This window comes from Lentzea sp. NPDC051208 (assembly GCF_040682435.1).
GTDB lineage: Bacteria > Actinomycetota > Actinomycetes > Mycobacteriales > Pseudonocardiaceae > Lentzea > Lentzea kristufekii.
Window position 1 is genome coordinate 228,472 of sequence record NZ_JBFBAW010000014.1, and the last position, 21,480, is coordinate 249,951.

The 21,480-nt window shown below is 69.7% G+C and carries 20 protein-coding genes; 8 read left to right on the top strand and 12 right to left on the bottom strand.

The genetic code is table 11. From position 1 onward, the window contains the following. Positions 1–1,644, top strand: a complete 1,644-nt coding sequence (locus AB0M48_RS31450; protein ID WP_363848910.1) for a TM0106 family RecB-like putative nuclease — start codon at positions 1–3, stop codon at positions 1,642–1,644. On the opposite strand, the gene AB0M48_RS31455 is transcribed toward AB0M48_RS31450, so the two are convergent. Then, positions 1,641–2,399 carry an SDR family NAD(P)-dependent oxidoreductase gene (locus tag AB0M48_RS31455; protein WP_090006670.1) on the bottom strand — a complete coding sequence of 253 codons (759 nt, stop codon included), beginning with the start codon at positions 2,397–2,399 and terminating at the stop codon, positions 1,641–1,643. The two genes, AB0M48_RS31450 and AB0M48_RS31455, sit on opposite strands and share 4 nt — an antisense overlap. A 335-nt stretch (positions 2,400–2,734) precedes the next feature. Between AB0M48_RS31455 and AB0M48_RS31460 the strand changes: the two genes are divergently transcribed. Continuing rightward, positions 2,735–4,516 carry a gamma-glutamyltransferase family protein gene (locus AB0M48_RS31460; RefSeq protein WP_363848912.1) on the top strand — a complete coding sequence of 594 codons (1,782 nt, stop codon included), beginning with the start codon at positions 2,735–2,737 and terminating at the stop codon, positions 4,514–4,516. Between the two features lie 101 nt (positions 4,517–4,617). On the opposite strand, the gene AB0M48_RS31465 is transcribed toward AB0M48_RS31460, so the two are convergent. Both AB0M48_RS31465 and AB0M48_RS31470 read right to left on the bottom strand, forming a co-directional pair. Further along, positions 4,618–4,962, bottom strand: coding sequence for a hypothetical protein (locus tag AB0M48_RS31465; protein ID WP_363848914.1), 345 nt, complete (start codon positions 4,960–4,962; stop codon positions 4,618–4,620). A gap of 28 nt (positions 4,963–4,990) precedes the next feature. Further along, positions 4,991–5,284 (bottom strand): hypothetical protein, encoded by a 294-nt coding sequence (locus AB0M48_RS31470; RefSeq protein ID WP_363848916.1) that lies wholly within the window; start codon positions 5,282–5,284, stop codon positions 4,991–4,993. A gap of 73 nt (positions 5,285–5,357) precedes the next feature. On the opposite strand from AB0M48_RS31470, the gene AB0M48_RS31475 reads away from it, so the two are divergent. Beyond that, positions 5,358–6,170 carry a helix-turn-helix transcriptional regulator gene (locus AB0M48_RS31475; RefSeq protein ID WP_363848917.1) on the top strand — a complete coding sequence of 271 codons (813 nt, stop codon included), beginning with the start codon at positions 5,358–5,360 and terminating at the stop codon, positions 6,168–6,170. Positions 6,171–6,178: 8 nt separating this feature from the next. After that, positions 6,179–6,367: a DUF397 domain-containing protein gene (locus AB0M48_RS31480; protein WP_363848919.1), complete on the top strand. Its 189-nt coding sequence runs from the start codon at positions 6,179–6,181 to the stop codon at positions 6,365–6,367. A 9-nt stretch (positions 6,368–6,376) separates the two neighbouring features. On the opposite strand, the gene AB0M48_RS31485 is transcribed toward AB0M48_RS31480, so the two are convergent. Continuing rightward, a complete protein-coding gene (locus tag AB0M48_RS31485; protein WP_355298089.1) occupies positions 6,377–6,751 on the bottom strand; it encodes a hypothetical protein in 375 nt (124 codons plus the stop codon). A 354-nt stretch (positions 6,752–7,105) separates the two neighbouring features. On the opposite strand from AB0M48_RS31485, the gene AB0M48_RS31490 reads away from it, so the two are divergent. Together AB0M48_RS31490 and AB0M48_RS31495 are read left to right on the top strand one after the other, a co-directional pair. Then, positions 7,106–8,329: a hypothetical protein gene (locus tag AB0M48_RS31490; protein ID WP_363848921.1), complete on the top strand. Its 1,224-nt coding sequence runs from the start codon at positions 7,106–7,108 to the stop codon at positions 8,327–8,329. Further along, positions 8,326–9,603 carry a glycosyltransferase family 2 protein gene (locus tag AB0M48_RS31495; protein ID WP_363848923.1) on the top strand — a complete coding sequence of 426 codons (1,278 nt, stop codon included), beginning with the start codon at positions 8,326–8,328 and terminating at the stop codon, positions 9,601–9,603. Before AB0M48_RS31490 ends, AB0M48_RS31495 begins: the two co-directional genes overlap by 4 nt. Here the strand turns inward: AB0M48_RS31495 and AB0M48_RS31500 are convergent. The 6 genes from AB0M48_RS31500 to AB0M48_RS31525 all read right to left on the bottom strand — a co-directional run bounded on the left by AB0M48_RS31500 (position 9,600) and on the right by AB0M48_RS31525 (position 19,344). Continuing rightward, positions 9,600–13,022, bottom strand: coding sequence for a glycosyltransferase (locus AB0M48_RS31500; protein WP_363848924.1), 3,423 nt, complete (start codon positions 13,020–13,022; stop codon positions 9,600–9,602). The two genes, AB0M48_RS31495 and AB0M48_RS31500, sit on opposite strands and share 4 nt — an antisense overlap. A gap of 1 nt (position 13,023) precedes the next feature. Then, positions 13,024–14,157 carry a hypothetical protein gene (locus tag AB0M48_RS31505; RefSeq protein ID WP_363848926.1) on the bottom strand — a complete coding sequence of 378 codons (1,134 nt, stop codon included), beginning with the start codon at positions 14,155–14,157 and terminating at the stop codon, positions 13,024–13,026. 69 nt (positions 14,158–14,226) lie between these two features. Then, a complete protein-coding gene (locus AB0M48_RS31510; RefSeq protein WP_363848928.1) occupies positions 14,227–16,593 on the bottom strand; it encodes a glycosyltransferase family 4 protein in 2,367 nt (788 codons plus the stop codon). Beyond that, positions 16,590–17,684 carry an acyltransferase gene (locus AB0M48_RS31515; protein WP_363848930.1) on the bottom strand — a complete coding sequence of 365 codons (1,095 nt, stop codon included), beginning with the start codon at positions 17,682–17,684 and terminating at the stop codon, positions 16,590–16,592. The genes AB0M48_RS31510 and AB0M48_RS31515 overlap by 4 nt, the downstream gene beginning before the upstream one ends. Next, complete coding sequence (locus AB0M48_RS31520) at positions 17,681–18,724, bottom strand: hypothetical protein (protein WP_363848932.1); 1,044 nt, start codon at positions 18,722–18,724, stop codon at positions 17,681–17,683. Before AB0M48_RS31520 ends, AB0M48_RS31515 begins: the two co-directional genes overlap by 4 nt. Further along, positions 18,721–19,344 (bottom strand): hypothetical protein, encoded by a 624-nt coding sequence (locus tag AB0M48_RS31525; protein WP_363848933.1) that lies wholly within the window; start codon positions 19,342–19,344, stop codon positions 18,721–18,723. Before AB0M48_RS31525 ends, AB0M48_RS31520 begins: the two co-directional genes overlap by 4 nt. Positions 19,345–19,468: 124 nt before the next feature. Between AB0M48_RS31525 and msrA the strand changes: the two genes are divergently transcribed. After that, entirely contained in the window at positions 19,469–20,137 is a 669-nt protein-coding gene (msrA, locus tag AB0M48_RS31530) for a peptide-methionine (S)-S-oxide reductase MsrA (RefSeq protein ID WP_363848935.1), read from the top strand. 175 nt (positions 20,138–20,312) lie between these two features. After that, on the top strand, positions 20,313–20,678 hold the full coding sequence (locus tag AB0M48_RS31535; protein WP_363848937.1) for a hypothetical protein: 366 nt from the start codon (positions 20,313–20,315) through the stop codon (positions 20,676–20,678). Here AB0M48_RS31535 and AB0M48_RS31540 read toward each other — a convergent pair. Together AB0M48_RS31540 and AB0M48_RS31545 are read right to left on the bottom strand one after the other, a co-directional pair. Continuing rightward, positions 20,665–21,021, bottom strand: coding sequence for a septal ring lytic transglycosylase RlpA family protein (locus AB0M48_RS31540; protein WP_363848939.1), 357 nt, complete (start codon positions 21,019–21,021; stop codon positions 20,665–20,667). The genes AB0M48_RS31535 and AB0M48_RS31540 overlap by 14 nt on opposite strands. Positions 21,022–21,066: 45 nt before the next feature. Beyond that, a complete protein-coding gene (locus tag AB0M48_RS31545) occupies positions 21,067–21,459 on the bottom strand; it encodes a contact-dependent growth inhibition system immunity protein (RefSeq protein WP_363848940.1) in 393 nt (130 codons plus the stop codon). Between the last annotated feature and the right edge of the window lie 21 nt (positions 21,460–21,480).

Below are 21,480 nucleotides of genomic sequence, written 5' to 3' on the forward strand. Positions count from 1 at the left end.
GTGACTTCCCAGGTGCAGCTAGACGCCGGCGTGGTCACTCGTTGTCGGCGGCGGGTGCACCTCGAAAACGATCCGGAAATGCCCGACGCCCCCAAGGCGGCGCCGGATCCGGCTTCGGAACAACGGAAAGCGGACGCGGCGAACCACCGTCGCGCGGTGGCGGACGCGCTCGGCCGGATCGTGGGCTCGAACCTCTTCGAGGTGCCGAGCGGACCCGACGTGCGCAGCGCGGACCGCGAACGCGTGACGCTCGCCGCGATGGAGATGGGCGCGCAGTACATCTGGGGTGCCGCGCTGCCCCGTGACCAGCGCGGTGGCCGCCGAGGCGGAATCGACCTGCTGGTCAAGGACTCCACCGGCTACGTGCCGGTGCTGGTGGTCCGGCACAAGATCACCGATCCCGGCCAGGGCGCGCGCACGAGCCCGTTGACGATGCCGTTGCCCGACGGCAGCCGCACGGACCCGCACCGCAAGGTCCGTCCCCAGCCCCGTGACCAGCTGCGGCTGGCTCACGCGCAACGGCAGCTGCAGGCCGCCGGCTATGCCCGCAACGGGCGAGCCACCGGTGGCGTGATCGGCATGGACGCCGACGTCGTGCTGTGGCACGACCTCGAGGCGCCGACGTGGCCCGGCGGCCGCAACGCGCTGGCCGAGTACGACGCCCGCTTCAGCGACCGGCTGGCCGTGGCGCTGGCGGCCGCGAACGAGAAGGACCCGCTGGCCCGCCCGTCGCGGATCGTCGACTGCAAGACGTGCCCGTGGTGGCCGACGTGCGACCGCGACCTGAAGCAGGGCAGGGACGTCAGCCTCGTCGTGCGCGGCGAGGACGCCGTGGCGCTGCGCAAGATCGGGCTGTCCACTGTGGACAAGCTGGCCGAGCTCGACCCGTCGGCGGAAGGCCCGGTCCAGCTCGTCGGCATGCCGTTCGGCGACGCCGTGGTGCTGGCGCGGGCGTGGCTGCGCGACCTGACGCTGGTGCGCCGGGTGCCCGAGATGAACGTGCCGCGCGCGGACGTCGAGGTCGATGTCGACATGGAGAGCTTCGGCGATCTCGGTGCGTACATGTGGGGCTGCCTGCTGTCCGGAAAGGACATCGACGAGGAGCAGGGCTACCGCGCGTTCGTGACGTGGGACGCGCTGCCGTGCGACGACGAGGCGCGTTCGTTCGCCGAGTTCTGGACCTGGCTGACCGGTATCCGGTTGCGGGCCAAGGCGCGCGGGCTGTCGTTCCGCGCCTACTGCTACAACGAGCTGGCGGAGAACCGCTGGCTGCTCGCGTCGGCGGAACGGTTCGCGGGCATGCCGGGGATCCCGACGGTCGCGCAGATCAAGGAGTTCATCGGGTCCGACTCGTGGGTGGACCTGTTCGGCATCGTGCGCGAGCAGTTCCTGTGCGCGCACGGCAAGGGCCTGAAGGTCATCGCCCCGGCCGCCGGGTTCTCGTGGCGTGATCCCGAGGCCGGCGGCGAGAACTCGATGCGCTGGTACCGGTCCGCGGTGGGGATGAACGACGACGAGCTCGACGTCGATCAGCGACAGCGGTTGCTCTGGTACAACGAGGACGACGTCCGGGCCACCCACCGCCTGCGCGAGTGGATGACCTCGGACGCGATGACCCGCCTGCCGTTTGCCGGAGACCTCTAGCGAGGAGCCATGCGCAGAGCGCCGTCCATGCGGATGACCTCTGCGTTCAGGTAGTCGTGCTCGATGATCGAGAGCGCGAGCTGCGCGTACTCCGACGGCTGGGCCAGGCGCTTCGGGAACGGGATGCCGGCGGCGAGGCCCGCGCGGAACTCGTCGGAGACCGTGGCGAGCATCGGGGTGTCGACGATGCCGGGTGCGATGGTCAGCACGCGGATGCCGACGTTGCTCAGGTCGCGGGCGGCCGGGAGGGTCATGCCGACGACGCCGCCCTTGGACGAGGCGTAGGCGACCTGGCCGATCTGGCCGTCGAACGCGGCGATCGACGCGGTGTTGATGATGACGCCGCGTGCGCCGTGCTCGAGCTCCTCGGTCTTGCCCATGGCCGCGGCGGCCAGGCGCAGGACGTTGAACGTGCCGATCAGGTTGACCTCGATGATCTTGCGGTAGAGGTCGAGGTCGTGCGGGCCGGTCTTGCCGACGGTGCGGGACGACGGGCCGATGCCCGCGCAGTTCACCGTGATGCGCAGCGGGGCGCCGGAGCCTGCCGCCGTGTCGACGGCGGCCTGGACCTCTTCGCCCGAGGTCACGTCGGCGGCCAGGTAGGTGACGTTCTCGATCGCGTCGGCGTTCGCGATGGCGCTGGGCAGGTCGAGAGCGAACACCTGCGCTCCACGCGCCGCCAGCGCACGTGCCGTCGCGCCGCCGAGGCCGGACGCGCCACCGGTGACGATGGCCGCGGTACCCGAGATCTCCATGCCTTCATCCTCCTCGAAGCGAACTGCTCGCGAGGAGGTTAACGCTCGTTACCTGGAACTCAACGGTCGGTCCAGTGGAGCAGGGCCACCAACGGCACCGCTGCCACGAGCGCGAGGCCGATGAAGATCGTCGCGATTCCCAGAATTCCCATGTGTAGAACTGTGCCGTTCGACGGTGTTCGAAACATCGTCCGCGTCGGTAGACCTCTGGTAGGAGATCTGTCACGGTCCGCTACGACCAAAGTCGTACGGGTATCAGGGTCTGCTCCGTTCGGGCCTGGGGCGTAGGTCACTTGGAGTCACGCAATTTAGTTAGCCTCGCGTACCTTTATGGGGTGTTCACCACGCGCCCAGAACTCGTCGGCACCTTCGGCATGGTCGCATCGACCCACTGGCTGGCCTCCGCGTCGGCCATGGCGGTGCTCGAGGACGGCGGCAACGCCTTCGACGCCGCCGTGACCGCGGGATTCGTCCTGCAGGTCGTGGAACCGCACCTCAACGGCCCCGGCGGCGAGGTGCCGATCATCTTCTCGGCCGCCGGCGCGGCCCCTCAGGTGCTCTGCGGGCAGGGCGTGGCGCCGGCCGGGGCGTCGATCGAGCACTACACCGATCTGGGGCTGTCGCTGATCCCCGGCAGCGGACTGCTGGCCGCGACCGTTCCGGGCGCGTGGGACGGATGGCTCACGCTTCTGCGCGACCACGGCACCAAGACTCTGCGTGAGGTGCTCGACCGGGCGATCGGCTACGCCCGTGACGGCTTCCCCCTCGTCGAACGCGCCGCCCACACGATCGGGATGGTCTCGGACCTCTTCCGCGACCACTGGCCGACGTCCGCCGCGCAGTGGATGCCCGACGGCGTCGCGCCGGCTCCCGGCGGCCGGTTCCGCAACCCCAAGCTCGCCGACACCTGGGAGTGGCTGCTGGCCGCCGCCGAGGCCGCCGGTGCCGATCGCGAGGCGCAGATCGAAGCCGCGCGCCGGGCGTGGTCGCAGGGGTTCGTCGCCGCGCAGATCGACGAGTTCTGCCGTTCGGAGTTCCGCGACGACTCCGGCCGTGACCACGCGGGCGTGCTGACCGGTGCCGACATGGCGTCGTGGGAGGCCTCCTACGAGGACGCGATCGTCGCGGACTTCGGCGAGTGGTCGCTGGTGAAGGCCGGCGCGTGGACGCAGGGCCCCGTGCTGGCGCAACAGCTCCGGTTGCTGGAGGGCTACGACCTGTCCTATGTGGACGGCAAGCCCACGGCCGAGACCGTGCACCTCGCCGTCGAGGCCGCGAAGCTGGCGTTCGCCGACCGCGAGGCCTGGTACGGCGACGTTCCGGACGTGCCGCTGGAGACGCTGCTGTCGCGCTCGTACGCCTCGGAACGGCGTGCGCTGATCTCGTCCACGGCGTCGTTCGAACTCCGGCCCGGCTCACCCGACGGCCGGGAACCGTTGCTGCCCAACCACATCATCAGCGGGCCGGCGACCCAGCTCGCCGACCCGACGGGCGCGATCGGCGAACCGACCGTGGAACGCTCCGGCGTGACGCGCGGCGACACCGTGCACGTGGACGTCGTGGACCGCTGGGGCAACATGGTCTCCGCGACGCCGTCCGGCGGCTGGCTGCAGTCGTCGCCGACGATCCCGTCGCTCGGCTTCTGCCTGGGCAGCCGCGCCCAGATGTTCTGGCTGGACAAGGGTCTGCCGAACTCACTCGCCCCCGGCAAGCGTCCGCGGATCACCCTGTCGCCGTCGATGGCGCTGCGCGACGGCCGCCCGGCACTCGCGTTCGGCACTCCCGGCGGCGACCAGCAGGACCAGTGGCAGCTCGGTTTCTGGCTGGCACACCAGGCGGGCCTGAACCTGCAAGAGGCGATCGACTCGCCGATGTGGCACTCGAACGCGTTCCCGAGCTCGTTCTACCCGCGGGCCTGGACGCCGGGCGAACTCGTCATCGAGTCCCGCGCCGGCGCGGACGTCCTGGATGCGTTGCGATCGCGTGGCCACCAGGTCGTGGACGCCGGCGAGTGGACCCTCGGCCGGATGTCCGCCGTGGCAAGGGATGCCTTCGACGGACTGCTGCGCGCCGGCGCGAACCCACGCGGTGCGCAGGGCTATGCGGCAGGCCGGTAGCTCCAGCCACCGAGATCTCTGATCTCGCCGGAAAAGTGGAACGGCGCCCGATTCGAGGGGGAGGGAATCGGGCGCCGCCCCGGCCAGGAAGGTCTGTCAGATCAGATGTCGACGGACGCGGCGCCGTTCGGCACACCGGTCGGCTCGCTCAGGCCGAGCAGCGTGGCGGCCGGCAGACCGCTGGCACCGGCGTCGACGTTCTCGACCAGCGCGGCGGCGTCGAGGTCCTGCGCGTTGAGCGCCTGGATCTTGCCGGCCGCATCGGCGGTGTCCACGGACGCGAGGTCGCCGACGGTGGCGATGTCGCCCAGCTGACCACCGAGGTCGGGCGTGGTGTGAACGGCGGCGGACCCGGTGTCCGCGTTGGCGATACCACCCAGGCCGAGCATGACGGTAGCGCTGCCGAGGGCAACAGCGGCCCCCGCGACGGTCTTCCTGAGGTTCATAGGCGCGAACGTGTCGTGTTCGGACCCTCTACATCAAGCTGCGTAACTCAGGCGAGGGAAGTTCTTCATCCTTTAGGGGGCGCCAGCGCACAGTGGTCGTGCAAACCCGATCCGCGCCGCGCCACACGGATATCGCGTACAGCCCCGGTTTCGTTCCGGCCCTGGACATGAAGTCGCACGCGCACTCCAGCGTGTACCGGCGCCGCCAGTCGTCGCCTTTTCTTATGTACCAACCGTGGTCGACGACCTCTTCGGTGTGCTCGAGCACCATTGCGCCGTCGGGAAGGCGGCGGTGGTACTCGATGCGGTGGAAGTGGTCCATGACCAGGACGTTCCTCACCGCACCCGGCGAGTGAGAATCTCAAATTCCGGATCTTGCCCGTAACGTTCGGGCCGTGGCTGAACCCACGTTCCGGCAGCAGCGTCTCGGGGAGGCGCTGCAGTTGCTGCGCGAGCGTGCGGGCATGAGCCAGCAGCAGGTCGCCGAACGGCTGCACTACAACGTGCCCAAGATCAGTCGCATTGAGAACGGCCAGGTGCCGGACATCCACGCATTCCGCGCGATGCTCGATCTCTATGGCGTGATCGGGGTCGAGGAGGCGCCATACATCGAGATGTGGCAGCTCGCCAAGGAGAAGGGGTGGTGGAAGCAGTACCGCCTCGAAGACCAGGGCTACATCAGCTTGGAGCACGATGCGTCAGCGATCAGAGAGTTTCAATCGAGCTATCTCCCAGGCATGGTCCAGTCCAGGGGATACATGCGCGCGGTGTTCGCGGGTGCTCGTACCCAGAGGTCCAAGAAGTGGGTCGACAACCAGATCGCTGTTCGTGTGCGGCGGCAGGAGCGCCTGTTCGGCAGCAACCCCGTGCGCTACCACGCGATCATCGCTGAGTCCGCGCTACGGCATGCCGACCGCGAGCAGTTGCTGCACATCAACCAGGTCGCCCTGCTACCGAACGTCACCATCCAGGTCGTATTGGACACAGCCGGACTGCACGACGGACACAACGGTCCCTTCACCCTGCTGGAGTTTCCGTACGCCGGAGACCCCAAAGTCCTCTATGTCGAGCACGCTGGAGGCTCGATGCACATCGAAGACCAGAACCGGGTGAAGACCACTACCCTTGCCTTCAAGCACCTCTCGAAGCTGGCGTTGACCCCCGAAGAGTCCGCCGCGTGGATCGAGAGGTTGGCTGCCGAGAGGTAGGGATTTAAGTGTCTGCTGTGTGGCGCAAGAGCAGCCGCAGCAACAACGGCGGAAACGGCAACTGCGTCGAGATTGCTCTGACCGGCGCAGTCGCGCGCGTGCGCGACTCCAAGAACCAGACGAGTTCTGAGGTCACCGCGCCCCATTGGGCAGCGTTCATCAGCGCCGTGAAGCGCGGCGACCTGGAAGAGAGCTGACGGGCCGGCCTAGGCGATGGCCCCCGGCGGCAGCTTCAGCTTGAACGGCAGCGTCGTCACGACGGCCAGGTCCGATGCCGTCGCCTTCATCAGAGAAGGAGCGTTGCGCGCGCCGGGTTCAGGCAGGTCCAGCAGCCTGTCCACGGCCTCGATCAGCGGGCCCTCGTAGATCCACACGGCCTGTGCCGGGCGAGCCGAGTCGCGGACCGCGGGAAGTCGTCCCGCGCGCGCCTCTGTCTCCGACCAGAACAGGATCGAGTCGATGAAGCCTCTGCGCTGCTTGAACGCCATGATGCGGTCGAGCTGCCCGGCGTCGTCCCTCAGGTGGAGGAACTGAAAGCCACTCTCGCGCAGCTCGATGACCTTGTTCAGTGCGTGGTCCATGGCGCACCTACCCCTGTGAGGTCCCCTTCGGGTGACTGATCAGTCATACGACCCGAAAGGATCGTACGGTAAGGCAACGTTCTGCCGTAAGACGTACTCCGAACGAGTATCTCAATTGGCAGACGCTTGTGGCGCAGGGTAATCGTTGGCCTTCTTGCTTGAGGAAACGGCCTGGAGCACCGCTACGGTTCGCACCAAGAACGCCAAACCGGCCAATGTGACTAATGTCACGGTGATCAACATCGTCGCCTCCGAGTGGCTCCTACACCCGTACTAGACGTGTAGCACGCGTTGCGGGTTGCACCTTTGCCGACTCGCCGTTCTGCGCGAGGTCAGGCCAGTAGAGTCAGGACGGTGCGTGAAGAAACCGCCGTCGGGGGAGCACTCGGCCTGCTGTGCAGCACCGAGCTGGACGGGCTCGGTGACCAGTTGCCGGTGCGCGTCCTCGAACGGGAGCTGCGTGACCGGCTGGGTGACTGGCGCATCACCGCGCTCGCGCGCAGGGAGCATTCGCATCGCGCCGATGGCGGGCTGGGGGCGACACCGATCAGTTCGGTGGGCCCCGACGACTTCCACCTGATCGTCGTGTCGCCGTCCGAGCCGCTCGACATCTCCGAACTGCCCGGTCGCGCGGTCGGGGTCGCCGTCAAGTCCGGGGGCCGGACCGGCATCGAGGTGCTCTCGACCCGGGACGAGGGTCCCGACGTCGTGCCGAACCTCGGGGTGCTCGCCGACCGGCTCGTCGAGCCCGAGGTCCTCACCGCTCGCGTGCAGCACCTCCAGCAGCTCGGCAGGCTGCCCGAGCACCGGTACCTGGTCCTGCACGTCACCGCGACCACGCCGCTCGCCCGGCTGCGGCCCGCCGTCGCCAAGGCCGCCGAACTGCTCGCCATCGACCACGTCGTGGTGCTGCCGACCGGCGTCGAGCCGGAGGAGTCCAGCTGGCCGGCGATGCCGCACGACGCCGTCGTCGAGGACAGGCTGGCCGTGATCGCGAACGCGGCCGCGGTGGTGGCCTGCGACGAACACGTGGCGGCGGCCGCGCAAGCGTTTGGCCGGACTTGGGTGCTGTTCGACCCGAAGGGTGCCGACCGGCAGGCCGTCGAGCAGTTCGGCAGTCCCGACCAGGTCGTCACCGCCCCGAGCAGGCTGGTCACGGCCATGCGCCGGGCGCTCAAGGTCGAGCGGTCCGCCAAGGCGGTCCGGCTGCTGGACGAGCACCTCAACGCCGTGGCCCGGCTGGCGGAGGAGGCGTTCGCCCAGACCGGCGCCGTCGAGCCGCGCATCGCGTTGCTCGCCGCGGAGAACCGGGCGCTGCGCAAGGCGCACCGGCAGCTGCACGCACGGCTGATCGCCGAACGGGAGGCGCTCGTCGAGCACATGCTCCTGCGCAGCGGCGACATCGGGCCCGACCTGGCCACGGAACGGCGGTTGCACGCCGACCTGGCCGACCGGCACCGCGACGTGCTCGCCGCGCTGGCCGCGGAACGGGCCGAGCTGGCGGCGATGCGCTCCACCAAGCTCTACCGGTGGTCCCGGCTGCCGCGCGTCGTCTACGGAAAGCTGCGCGGCCGGTGAACCCCCGCGTCACGTTCGTCCTGGTCACCTACGGCGGCGGGCCGATGGCCGCACGCTGCCTGGAGGTCCTCGCCGAGCACACCGACGAGCCCTACGAGGTCGTGGTCGTCGACAGCGCGTCGCCCGACGGCACCGGACAGTGGCTGCAGGACAACCTCGAATCAGCCACGGTGATCCGGCTCAGCCAGAACCTCGGGTTCGGTGCCGGGTGCAACGTCGGCGTCGAGCACGCGGGCACCGAGTTCGTCTGCTTCCTCAACGCCGACGTCGAGGTGACCGAGGGCTGGCTGCCGCCGTTGCTCGAGCTCCTCGACGGCAAGCCCGAGGCCGCCGCGGTCGCACCGCTGATGGTCTTCCCGGACGGACGGGTGCAGGAGGCGGGCAGTCTCCTCGGCGGTGACGCGTACAGCAGGGGCTGGGGCGACGGGCAGTACGACGTCGACTCGTTCTACCCCCGCGTCGTCGACTACGCCTCCGCCGCGTGCCTGGTGATGCGGCGCAAGGCGTTCTACGAGGTCGGCGGGTTCTCGCCGGAGTACCACATCGCCTACTACGAGGACACCGATCTGCAGTTCATGCTGCGTCGGCACGGCTGGCAGGTGTGGGTCCAGCCCGCGTCACGGGTGCTGCACGTCCGGCACGGCACGAGCTCGACGGCCACGGCTGAACGCCTCTCCGACATCAACCGCGAGGTGTTCCGCCGTCGTCACGCCGACGACCTGGCGACCCGCCCGCCGTCGCTGGGCATCCACGAGCACCCCCACCGGCTCTGGTGGCTGCGCGACCGCCCCACGACCGCGCGGATCCTGGTGGTCGGTGGCGAGGAGGAGCTCGACGCGGCCCTGCTCACCGAACTCAGGGACCGCGACCACGAGGCCGCCGTCACGCTGTTCGTGCCGGAGGAACCCGAGCACGACTGGCGACCGGCGGGCATCGAGGTCGTGTCCGGCGCCGAACCCGAACCGTGGAGCCGTGAACGCGTCGGTCTCTACGACGTCGTCATCGCGCTCGGTCCCGGCACGGCCGCGGCGGAGATCACCGAGTGGCAGCCGCAGGCCGTCCGGGTGCTGCGCCTCGACGTCCTGCCGCACGTCGCCTGGGAGAAGAAGTACGCCCGCGACCGCAAGCGCGAGGACGCGATCCGGGCCGGTGTCGAACGCGCGCGGCTCGCGAGCGCCGAGGAGTGGGCGCAGACCGTCATTCGTGCGGACGACGTGCTGGACGACGTGCTCGTCGACTGCGGTCTGGCGCCTGCGAAGTCAGACACCGCCTAGCGCTGGGCGCGCCGCAACAAGGCGGCCGCGAGCAGCCTCCGTTCGGCACCTGCCGTGTCCGGGCGGTCGCCTTCGAGTGCCAGGCGCACCAACGGCCACAGCCTGCGTTCGGCCGTGGTCAGCCGCGAGATGTGCTGGACCGCCTCCGGCGACATGAGGTCGTGGTTGCGCATCAGCAGCACCGTCGCGAACTGCGCGATCCGGCGGGTCTCGTGCTCGACGATGTGGTCGAGCTCGGGCTGCTTGTGCGCCAGCGAGTCCTGGTCGAGGCCGAGCGCGTACCTGGCCAGGCCCTTGAGCCCCGGCAGGCCGTCGGCGAGGCGGGGCACCTGCCAGCCGGTGACGTTCGCGCCGTGCTGGCGGTAGGAGTGCAGCGCCCGGTCGACGAACGCGATCCGGCCGATCGACAGCGCGCAGGCGGCGAGCCACTGGTCGTGGTACGACGCCGGAGTGCTCGGCGGCAGCGGCAACATGCGCTCGGCCAGCACGTCCGCGCGGACCATGCTCGCGGCACCCGTCACCGTGTTGAGCAGCAACAACTGCTCCAGGTCGGTGTTCTGGCGCGACCTGCCGGTCCACACGCTCTCGGCGATCACCCTGTCGTCGTCGTCGACCAGCCGCATGTCGGCGTACGCCAGCTGCACCGCCGGGTCGGCGAACTCGGCCAGCAACGTCTCGATCTTGTCGGCGTCCCACAGGTCGTCCTGGTCGGACAGCGCGACGAACTCCGCGTCCGCCGGCACGATCCGCAGCGCCCGCTCGAAGTTGCCGTAGAAGCCCGCGTTCCGGTCGTGCTCGACCACCACGAACCTGGGGTCGTCGCCCACCACGTCGTGCAACGTGGCCCGGCCGGTCTCGTCCGAGTTGTCGTCGCTGATCACGCACACCCAGTTCTGGTGGGTCTGCGCGCGGATCGTGTCGAGCTGGGCGGCGAAGTGGTGCCGCGGCGGGTTGTAGGTGGCGAGGCAGATCGCGACCTTCGGCCCGGTGGCGGGCCAGATCGCCTCGACCCGCTCGACCGTCGACTGTGGACGGACGCGCAACGGCGGCAGGTCGCTGTGGAAGACCGTGCCGTCCGCCAGCGTCACCAGGAGTTCGAGCGCGATGGACCCCGGTGACGTGCGTGCGCGCACCGGCACGCGCAGCCGGATCCCGTTGCCGGGGTGGCCGGTCGTGCCGGGGTAGGTCCTGCCGTCCGCACGGATGGCGACGGCGTGCACCGGGAGGTCCTCGTGCACGGCCGTGCCTTCGAGTTCGACGACCTGGCCGCGGCCGACCACGACCTCGTCCGCCGGCACCGCGACCTCGTAGCGCATCCGTTCGGCGCGCTGGTGCTTGCTCACCTCGCGGACCCGGCCACCGACCAGCGGTGCGATCGGGCCCAGCCGCCGCAGCACCGCGTCGGTCTCCTCGCCGCCCCTGCCGAGCAGGAGGTCACGCGTGCCGCGCACCGCACGGGCGGCGGGCCAGACGTAGTCGCGTCCGATGTGGACGATGGACGACGAGTCCAGCTTGTCCAGGCGTGCCCGCAGTTCCGCGTTCTCCTGGGCGAGCCGTTCCGCCAGCGCCGTCTGCTCGGAGAGGCGTGCGTCGGTGTCGGCGAGCTCCATCAGCGAGTTGCCGACCAGGTCGTCCAGCCGGCCGATCTCCTCGCGCAACGCGGCGGCGGCCGTGTTCGACTGCTCGTGCAGCTTCTCCAGTTCCTCGCCGCGTTCGTGCAGCCGCTCGGTCAGTTCGACCGCTCGCGCGTTCAGCTCCACTGCCTGTGCGTGCAATTGCGGCACCGCGGCCGCGGCGTCCTGCAGTTCGGTGAGCGCGGGCCCTTCCCAGAGCCTCGGCCTGCCGGGCACGTCGAGCTCGCTGCGCAACGCGGCGAGCACCTCGTCCGCCGGCGTGCCGCTGACCAGTTCCTGCAACGTCGCCTCGGCCGGGAGCAGGTCGTCCCACCTCGGGGCGGGCAGCCCGGCGAGCGCGGTCAGCTCCTCGGTGAGCCGGCGGATCGACCACTCCGCGGGCCACGGATGCGCGGCGCCGCTGCGGTGGACCTCGCGGGCGAACTCCAGCAGCGCCCGCACGAGCGCCAGCTCGGAGTCCACTCCGGACTCGGCCTGCCACTCGAGGTCGATCCGGTGGTACGTCCCGTGGTCCGCGACGATGAAGTTGCCGGGGTGCACGTCGAGGCAGTCCGGCGGCAGCACCGCGACACCCTCGCGGCCGGGCAGGAACGGGTGGCGCACGTCCGCGCCGGTGACAGGCCGCGCGTCCACCGTGCAGTACTGGCGCCACCGCTCCAGGAGATCGCGCAGACCGGTGAGGTCGTTGTCCGCCAAGGCGTCGAGCAGCAGGCTGTCCAGAGCGACACCCGGCAGCACCGGATCGCGCTCGACGAGCACCTGGCGCAGCCATCCCGCCGCGCTCTCGCGGCCGTCGGCCATCACCAAATCGAGATCGCCGGTGAGAGTCCGCGAACGGCGCCACTGCGGCAACCTGCCGTTGTTGACCATCCAGGCGAGGCCGGGCCGCATGGTCCGGTCGACGGACTCCTGCGTGCGTGCCGCGACCACGAGGAACGAGGGCGAGACCGCCATGCCGAACCCGTCGGCGACGGCCAGGCGGTGCGGCAGCCTGCCGGCGACAGCGCCGACGGTGCCGCCGAAGGCGCCCTGCAGCGGGTCGCGCACGAGCTTGTCGATCAGTTCGGGTGCTTCGGGACGGTCGTGCAGCGACGCGTCCACGACGATCCGCGGGATCTTGTAGTCCGGGTAGGGCGCCAGCCAGCGCTGGGCGGTGAAGCCGGCGGCGGAGAGCAGCTCGCCGAGCCGCTGCCTGCTCCACGTCCGCGCGCCGGAGCCCGGATAGCCGGCGGGACCGACCCACGACTTGCCGCGGTGGTCCTCCGCCCGGCCGAGCAGGTACCCGAGCCCGAGCTGGTTCTCGATCGCCAGCACCAGCACACCATCGGTGTCCAGCGCTTCGGCGACGTCACCCAGCAGCTGCTCGGGATCGCAGTACTCGAGCACCCCGCAGACCATCGCGACGTCGAACGTCCCGTGCTTGCTCAGCTCCACGGCAGGGCTGTCGACGATCCGCACGCCCGGCAGGTCGCGGCACCGCTCCCGTGCCGCGGCCGCGCGCAACGGCACGCCCTCGACACCGACGACCTCCGCGCCCGCCTCGCCCATGGCACGGCTCAGGACGCCGCTTCCACAGCCGACGTCGAGCACCCGTTGCCCCGGCCGGATGTCCAGGGGCGCGAGCAGCCCGAGCCGCTGCGGTGAGAAGTGGTAGCTGAGCTCCCACGAACCACCCAGGTTCGTGGCGAGCTCAGCCGAACCGGCGCTGACGTCCGCCGCCGCGCGGAGCCGTTCGAGAACGGCGTCCTCGGCGCCGTCCGCGTAGTCGACGACGTCGTTGCTCATGTCAGGAGGTCGGGAACTTCTTCGACACCGCGACGCTGTACTCCTGGAACTTCCTGATCAGGTCGGTGTCCGAGTCGCCGATGGGCTCCTGGACCGTCATCGCGCGCACGACCTGCTTGCCGGTCGCGTACACGACGAGGTACGAGCCGCTCTGCTTCGGCTTGATCAGCTGGAGCACGTTGGACTTCGCGGGCAGTGCGCCACGAGCGCCCTCGACCATGCCGGACCTGCCCGCCGCCTCGGCGAGGTCGGTCGCGAGCTTCGTCGCCTTCTCCGGGGAGTCGGTCTCGAACACCGCGGCGTGGTAGGTGAACGCGTCTTCCTTGCCACCCTTGAACGCGATCTTCTGCACGCCCGCCGTGGTCAGCGCCTCGGCGTCGTCCGCGGTCAGGAAGCCGGCCGTGACCAGCTTCTCCGCCGTCGCCTCACCGTTGTTCGGGTCGGCCGTGCCCGGCGCCGCCGGCAGCAGTTCGAGCGGGGTCTTGGGCTTGGTGGTCGTGGTGGTCGTTGCCGTTGAAGCAGCGGTCGTGTTCCCGCCACCGCCGGAGCCCTCGCGCAGGCCGAACCACCAGACCGCACCACCGATCAGCGCGACGACCAGCACCACGCCGATGATCGCGAACACCTTCTTGCCCTTGCCCGACGAGGTCTCGTCGAACACCTCGGGCCCGGAGCGCGACCAGCTGTCGTTCGACTGGGTCAGCCACGGCGGTGCCTGGTCGCTGCTGACCTGCCACGGCGGCGGGGGAGGCCCGGGCTGCTGGAAACCGTGCGCGGGAGAGGGAGGGCCGTAGTTCGGCTGGCCCATGCCCGCGCTCGGCACGGCCTGCGTGCGGTCGGCGTCGGGCGGCCGCGGCGTCACGACCTGCGTGGCGTCGGGGTTCGGCGCCTTCGGCGGCTCGCCGACGGGGGCGATGTACTGGGTCGCCTGGGAACCGGTCGCGGGCCCCGCCGACGGCGGCTGGGCCTGCCAGCGCTGCTGTCCGGGAGCCTGCTGGCCGCCCGCGTTGCTGGAGGACAGCACCTGGTCGCGGCGAACCCGGTAGTCGTCAGCCGAGATCCGGCCGCTCGCAAGCTCGTCGTCCAGCTTGCGCAGTTCGTCCTGCCAGTTCACGCTGACAGCCCCTTTCTCCATGTGCGAACCCGGCCATTGTGCATGTCCTGCCTGAGGGCTGACCGGCCAACCGCCAAGTCGTGATCCGGCCTATCGGACCGTTGGTCCGGATGACCTATACCGCTCGACCTGACTGACCACCCGCAGTATCGCCTTGCGCAGAACCGGCGTCACACCTCCCCCTGCCGCCGGTTCCGGTTCGGGAACGACGGGCGGAGCCGGGTGAGAAACCTCCCGCCAGGCCCGCAACGCGTTGCCGACCTGGTCCTCGATCCATTTCGCTGCCGCTTCGGTGCTGCGCGTGCGACGCAGATGGTCCCGCGCGGCCAGCCCTCGTTCGGCGGCTCGTGCCGGATCGTCCGCGACCTCGCGCATGGCCTGTGCGGCCGCGTCGAGATCCGGTTCGGCCCAGTGCGCGTCAGGCGGATACGGCGCGGCATCCGGTCCGACCTCAACGATCTCGTACGGCACCGGCCAGCAGTTCACCGGGTCCAGGAACTCGGCCGTGCCGGAGTAGTCGGTGCTGATCACCGGGATGCCCATGGACATCGCCTCGGCGACCGTGAAGCCGAAACCCTCCGAGCGGTGCAGCGACACGTAGCAGTCGCTGTTCTCGTAGAGCTCGTGCAGTTCCTGCGCGGACAGGTACTTCTCGATCAACGTGATCCGGTCGTCCAGCGCGACCGCGGCCCGCAGCTGCTCGGCGGCCGGGACGTGCTGCTTGCCGTTGATCACCTTCAGCACCAGCTCGACGTCGTCGCGGCCGGGGAAGGCGCGCCGGAACGCCTCGATGGTGCCGAGCGGGTTCTTGCGCTTGAAGACGCTGTTGAAGTCCATCGCGAAGAGGAACCTGGTGCGCCCGCCCGGTTTCTTCGACACCGCTGCACGGTTCTTGACCGGGATGGGGAACACCTTCACGGGCTTGGTGGTGTGCGCGGCGATCGCCTCGCGGCAGAACTCGCTGATCGTCCAGATCTCGTCGAGGCTGTCGTAGACGTGCATCGACTCGGGGAACTCCTCGAGCTCCCACGACCACACGCCGATCTTGTGCCGGCCCTCGGCGACCTCGGGGTGCGCCCGCAGCACGGCCTGGGTGAGATCGGCGTTCACGCAGAGGACGCTGACCGGGAACCGCGGCCTGCTGACGTCGTCCGGGGCGTCGATGCCGAGCTCGTTGACCACGAACTCGTCCTCGATCACGGACGCCGTGGGCACGTTCGCCGCGGCGAGCGCGTCGTGCAGTGACCGGCCCAGCTCACCGACGCCGAGCACCGCCGTGAGGTGGCCGAGCAGGTTGACGCCGAGCTCGTCGTTCGCGGGCGCGATCGGCGCGGGCGGCGCCGGGATCGCCCAGGTGGGCAGGTCGCCCGCCGGCACCCCGAACGCCCGCAGCCAGTCCAGGTAGCCGGGGTTGGCCGCGTCGTTGTAGTAGCCGCGCAGGTCTGCCCGGTCGCGCCAGATCGCCGCGGCCCACCGGTTCAGCGTGCCGAGCTCGGGTTCGGTCAGCCAGTCGCGGAACGGCTTGCCGCTGAACGCGTGCGGCGGCTGCTCGTCGTCCTCGACCGAGGCCTTCCGGTAGATCGCACGCAGCAGCGGCGTGATCTTGGTGCCGTCGCTGAGTTCGCTCAGCCACGACGGCGCGACGTCCTCCGGCGCGATGAACCCGGCCTCGGTCAGCGCCTCGGCGTAGCGGGCGACCACCGGTGCCAGGTCGGGACGCGCGGAGAGCAACGTGCGCGGACGCCCGGCGAGGTGCGTGCTCAGCAGCCACGGCCTGGTCGCGTCGAACCCGAGCAGGTCGATCACCTGCGTACCGGCGCCGACCTGCCGTTCGAAGGCGTTCCAGACCCCCACCGTCGTGCGCGCCACGTGGTGCGCCCGCTGGCTCACGGCCTGGTCGAACCACGCCTGGTCGGCCCACACGGCACGGCCGAGGTCGATCGCGTGGAAGGTCCGGACGGCCTCCGCCCAGCTGTCCAGGAACTCCGCCGCACCCTGCGAGACCACGACGAAGCCGGGGTCGAACACCCCGGTGCCGACCAGCCGGCCCTCGTCCGACTTCACGTCGTCGAACGGCTGCTGGAAGTGCGGCGAGACCACGAGCGAGTGCGCACCGGTGAGCAGGTCGTCCATCGGCGCCAGCACGAAACTCGACGACGTGAGGTGCACGGCGACGTCGGCGTCGAGCAGGAGCTCCCGCAGCAGCAACGGCTTCAGCGCCTCGGCGAGCTGCTCCGGCGGGTAGGCGGTGGCCAGGCTGAAGTAGTCGTCCTCCGGCACCCCCATCGCACCTGGACCGAGGAACGTGATTCCGTCTTCCGAGCGGGCACCGGGTTCGGCGTCGAGCACGGCGATGACGAACCGGCTGCCGGGGTGGTGCGCCAGGTAGGACCGGGCGAGCACCGTCGCCAGCGGCAGACCGCTCTCCCTGGTGATCGTGCATGCGACCGCGTTCATGTCCCCCGGTTCCCCTGACCAATGGCCGACCTGGTGCTGCGTGCCTTCGTCCGCTTTCGGTACCACTGCTCCACCGGAGTCTCCACGAAGCGGTACATCAGCTCTGTCGCGATGAGCACCACGACGATCGCGATGCACATGGCCAGCCAGTATCCGGTGAACGGGGTGATCAGGCGACGCAACGGGATGCCGACCGGGATGTGCAGCAGGTAGATGCCGTACGTGCGCTGGGAGGCCACCGCGACCCACCGCGCCCGCACCAGCTTTCCGTCAGCCCGGCTGGCCAGCAACACCACGATCAACAGGATGGCGAGCGTACGCGGATAGGCCTCGCCGTTTCCCGGCCAGGTCTCGCTGGTCAGGTCCGCCCGGATGAAGAGCAGGTACTGCATCGCGCCGAGGGAGACGCCGGCGAGCATCGGCAGTCTTCCCGACCGCACGAGTGCGATCAGCTGGCCGATGAACAGCACGGGGAGGAACGTCGCCACCTGACGCAGGAAGCTGAACGGCGGCCCGCCGTCCGGGGGCACGACGGAGATCAGCACCGACACCAGCGTGACCGCGACGGCCTGCGGCACCCACGGCCAGCGCCTGAGCAGCGGCATGGTCGCGATGACGTAGAAGTAGAAGACGAACTGGAGCGCCAGCGTCCAGTCGATGCCGAGCACCTCGGACGTCCCCGGCACCAGGTAGTTGACCAGGAACGCGTTCAGGAAGAGGTCGTCGAAGTCCGCGGGCAGGGTGGACGGCAGCAGCCCCAGACTGACCGCGGACCAGGCGATGAACACCCCGACCCACAACGCGGGGAGCAGCCGCACCGACCGTCGCGCCAGGAACTCGGGACCGCTCTCCCGGAACGACGCTCCGGTGATCACCATGCCGCTGATCAGCAGGAACACCGCCACGCCCGCGAACCCGAGGGTGGGGTTCAGGTGCAGGGTGTCGACCAGGAGCGAGTTGACCTCGTTGGCCGTGGCGTACTGCTCGCGATCGAGGTGGATCCAGTCCGCGTAGTGGTGGTAGACGACGGCTACCGACGCGACGACGCGGACGAAGTCGAGTCCGGGCATGTATCCCGGCTTGTTGCTCATGCCGGTACCCGCCGCACGAGCAGATGGCATGCCGCCGCGGCCGCGCCGGTCGCGCCCACCGCCACCACCAGCGCCACGCCGACGGGCAAGAACCCGCCGAGCACGTCCAGCACCGCGTATCCCACGACGCCCTGGAGCAGGGCGAGCCAGACGGCGTGGTCACTGAGCCAGCGCACCACGCGGAAGGTCGTGAGTCGTGCGGCCAGTTCGCCGCTGAACACGACACCCAGTCCGACCAGCAGCATCGTGAACACCGCCGGGACCGGGTACCACCACCTGGCGAACTCGGGCTTGAGCGTCTGGAGCATCACCATGACGAACAGGCCGAGGAACCCGAACCCGACCACGGGCCCCGTCTTGAGCCCGCCTCGCTGAGCGAGTGCGATCAGCTGTCCCACGGCCACCAGGGGGAAGAAGACGATCACCCCGGCCAGCCGGCTGTCCGGCGCGACGGCGACCACGGCCGCCGACAGCACGATCTGCCCGAGAGGTACGACCAGCATCGCCAGTCCGCGGTACTCGTTGATCACCGCCGCGGCCGCGGTGCCGGCCAGCAGGAGCAGTGCGAACCAGGCCAGCGGCACGAGCAACTGGACTTCGTTGACCAGGTGACTGACGAGCGTGACGTTGCCGGCGGCCGTGAGGACGTCGGTCATCGGCGCCAGGGGAACGGTCCAGATCTGCGCGCCGAGCGCTGCGACGATCGTGGCGAGGACCGAGGTGACGCCGACCGGGAGGTAGTCGCGCACCAGTTGCCACCGCAGCGGTGCGCGGTCGAGTTGTGCGAGGTAGCCGCCGGTCGTCAGCAACAGCATGACGGCGAACACGCCGAAGTCCTCGCCGATGCCCAGCGGCCGGTTGAGCACGTGCCGCACGGCGTCGAGGTAGCCGAGCCGGACGTCGTGCTGGGTCGTCCACAGCCCGACGAGAAAGCCGTGCAGGACGAGGACGGCGGCGACCGCGCGGATCAGCACGACGCCGGGTCTCGGCACCCGCGTCGCCTCGGCACTCGGCGCCACGGCGGTTCCAGTCGAGATCATTCCGGCTCGGCTTCCGCCGGCGAGTGGGCGAGCTGCCGCCCGAGCAGGTCCATGACCTCGTCCGCGGCGCTGGGACCGTAGCCGTCCACGCGCAGCACGTCCCGGCCGCGGACGTAGTGCGCGTGGTAGACCGCGCTCCCGTCCTCGCTGACGAAACGGCGGAGCAGGACGTCGTCCCCACCGGGGACGAGCTGGTGGTTGCCGCGGTTGTAGAGCCCGTCGAACTCGTCCAGCGCGGTGAACGGGTCCGTGCCGTCCCGGAGCGTGAACCTCCAGACGCCCAGCACCGTGCCGTCCGCCTGCCTGGTCACGCGTGCGTCGATCTTGGCGACGCCGGTCTCCCGGGCGATCTCGAGCTCGTCCTCGGACAGCAGGGTGTCACGTTCGAAGACGTCCGTGCGGCCGGTCTTCTTGAACGCGATGTCGCCGGGCGGGTCCACCAGTGGGTCCGTCGCCTCGACGTACGGCAACCGAGGCGTCGGATCCGGAGTCGTCACGACGTCGACCGCATAGGCGTTCCCGGAGCCGTCTCCCCAGATAGCCCAAGCTCCCGCGCCGATGCCGACGAGCAGCGCGAGCACGGCCACGACGGGCACGGCGCGGCGGGCGCGATCGGACATGGCGGAACCCCCAGCGAACGACGGTCCGGGAATTCTCGCTGATCGCCAGTTGCTTTGGTGCCCGATTGGGATGCTTTCATGTGCCAAGTCACATCGGAGCCGACTGATCCATACAATGCAGGTCATGGCCCTGTTCGGTCGAGACAAAGCCCGCCGGGTGACGGACGCCGACGCGTTGCCGGGCCGCCCGGACCCGATCTCCGCGGCCGACTTCCACGCGGTGTTCCCGGACCGTCGCGTTGCGCCACCCTTCCCCTCCGGTCACCGCACCGCGGTCTTCGGCCTGGGCTGCTTCTGGGGCGCCGAACGGCTCTTCTGGCAGACACCCGGCGTCTGGTCCACGGCCGTCGGTTACGCGGGCGGCATCACGCCGAACCCGACCTGCGAAGAGGTCTGCTCGGGCCGTACCGGCCACGCCGAGGTCGTCCTCGTCGTCTTCGACCCCGCCGCGCTGCCGTTCCAGGACCTGCTGCGGGTGTTCTGGGAGGGCCACGACCCGACCCAGGGCATGCGGCAGGGCGCGGACATCGGCACGCAGTACCGGTCGGTGATCCTCTACGCCGACGAAGGGCAGCGGGTCACGGCCGAGGCTTCCGCGGCCGTGTACCAGCGGGCGCTGAGCGAGGCGGGGCGCGGGAAGATCACGACGGAGCTGGCGCCGCTGAAGGAGTTCTACTACGCGGAGGACTACCACCAGCAGTACCTGTCCGACGCCAAGAATCCTTACGGCTACTGCGGGTTGGGCGGCACCGGTGTGTCGTGCCCGGTGGGGCTGAAGCTCGCGGAGCAGTGAGCCGCAAGGCTGAAAGCGGTTACCGCGATGGCCGGACGCAGGGCTGTCTGATCAGCAGAAGATGAGACCGCACTGACGTGTGGTCGTTGTTGTCGTGGTTGGGGGCCGTGGTCGCGTTGTCGTTGTCGTCGTCACGGCCGGCGGCACCTGAGTTGTCGTCGTCGTGGTTGTGGTCGTGGTGGTCGTCGAAGTCGTTGTGCTGGACGACGACGACGACGATGATGATGACGACGACGGTGCGGACGATGAGCTGGACGCCACTGTCTGTGACGGAGGCTCGGACTCCGTGGGGATCAGCGAAGGCGTGTTGATGAGTGAGACGCGGGCCGGAAAATCGCCGTCCGGCCCGGTCGGATCGCTCGCCACGAGCGCTCCGACGTGCGTCCCCAGCACGCAAAACGCGGCGACGACCGCGCCGATCAACGCTCCGGTTGCGAGCCTGGCAGGCCCACTCATCGCCGCGAACACCCGGACTGACTATCTCGTTCACTCGATTGGGTCAAGCAAACTGGTCTTTTTCTCCGTGTTCACACCTTTGTGACGGTGACGCCCACTACGCCCTGTGACAGCGGGGCGATCGTCTTGAAGGCCTTGGGGGTCAGGTCGACGCAGCGGCCGGTGATGAACGGGCCCCGGTCGTTGATCCGCACGGTCACCGTCTTGCCGTTGGAACGGTTCTTCACCTTGACCTTGGTGCCGAACGGCAGGGTCTTGTGCGCGGCCGTCAGCTTGTCGGGGTCGAAGCGCTCGCCGCTGGCGGTCGTCCCGCCGCCCGAGTAGTAGGAAGCCTTGCAGGTCTCGGCAGAAGCCACGGGGGAGAAGAACACAGCGGTGGCGGCGAGAGAGGCCAGCGTGAGGCCGGCCGCCGCGAGAGTCTTTGCCATGGTGCAAGCAACTCACGCACCGGCAAAGAGCCGCCTAATGCGCGCCTAACCGGGGAACTGCTCGGCCGCGGACACCAGCAGGTGCCAGTCGCCGTCCGGCAGGGTGCGCAGTCGATCAAGCAAGGCGGACGTCCTGGACAGCAACGCTGGGTGATCGGTCCAGAACGAGTGATCTACTCTCAGTAGAGCGGCGAGCAGGTCGCCGGGGTACAGGGCGACCGACCGCAACGGGTCGCATTCGACGTGTTCCAGCGCCAGCAGCGCGGTCACGTCCAGCCCCACCTGGTGCGTCACGAGCAGGTGCAACGACGTCGGCGTCAGCTGCCCCACCGGCAGATCGCGCAGCGCACACAGGTCCCGGTAGAGCTGGGTCGACGACGAGTCGGGGCTGCCCCAGTCGTCTTCGCTGAGGTGCGCCAGCGTTCTGTCCCGGTCCACGCACCCATAGTCCCCGCAAAG

Excerpts from the sequence above, each read along its gene's own strand:
- AB0M48_RS31520 (WP_363848932.1), bottom strand. The coding sequence starts at position 18,724 with ATGATCTCGACTGGAACCGCCGTGGCGCCGAGTGCCGAGGCGACGCGG.
- AB0M48_RS31465 (WP_363848914.1), bottom strand. The coding sequence starts at position 4,962 with ATGAACCTCAGGAAGACCGTCGCGGGGGCCGCTGTTGCCCTCGGCAGC.
- AB0M48_RS31500 (WP_363848924.1), bottom strand. The coding sequence starts at position 13,022 with ATGAGCAACGACGTCGTCGACTACGCGGACGGCGCCGAGGACGCCGTT.
- AB0M48_RS31540 (WP_363848939.1), bottom strand. The coding sequence starts at position 21,021 with ATGGCAAAGACTCTCGCGGCGGCCGGCCTCACGCTGGCCTCTCTCGCC.
- msrA (WP_363848935.1), top strand. The coding sequence starts at position 19,469 with ATGGCCCTGTTCGGTCGAGACAAAGCCCGCCGGGTGACGGACGCCGAC.
- AB0M48_RS31505 (WP_363848926.1), bottom strand. The coding sequence starts at position 14,157 with ATGGAGAAAGGGGCTGTCAGCGTGAACTGGCAGGACGAACTGCGCAAG.
- AB0M48_RS31515 (WP_363848930.1), bottom strand. The coding sequence starts at position 17,684 with ATGAGCAACAAGCCGGGATACATGCCCGGACTCGACTTCGTCCGCGTC.
- AB0M48_RS31470 (WP_363848916.1), bottom strand. The coding sequence starts at position 5,284 with ATGGACCACTTCCACCGCATCGAGTACCACCGCCGCCTTCCCGACGGC.
- AB0M48_RS31525 (WP_363848933.1), bottom strand. The coding sequence starts at position 19,344 with ATGTCCGATCGCGCCCGCCGCGCCGTGCCCGTCGTGGCCGTGCTCGCG.
- AB0M48_RS31510 (WP_363848928.1), bottom strand. The coding sequence starts at position 16,593 with ATGAACGCGGTCGCATGCACGATCACCAGGGAGAGCGGTCTGCCGCTG.
- AB0M48_RS31485 (WP_355298089.1), bottom strand. The coding sequence starts at position 6,751 with ATGGACCACGCACTGAACAAGGTCATCGAGCTGCGCGAGAGTGGCTTT.
- AB0M48_RS31455 (WP_090006670.1), bottom strand. The coding sequence starts at position 2,399 with ATGGAGATCTCGGGTACCGCGGCCATCGTCACCGGTGGCGCGTCCGGC.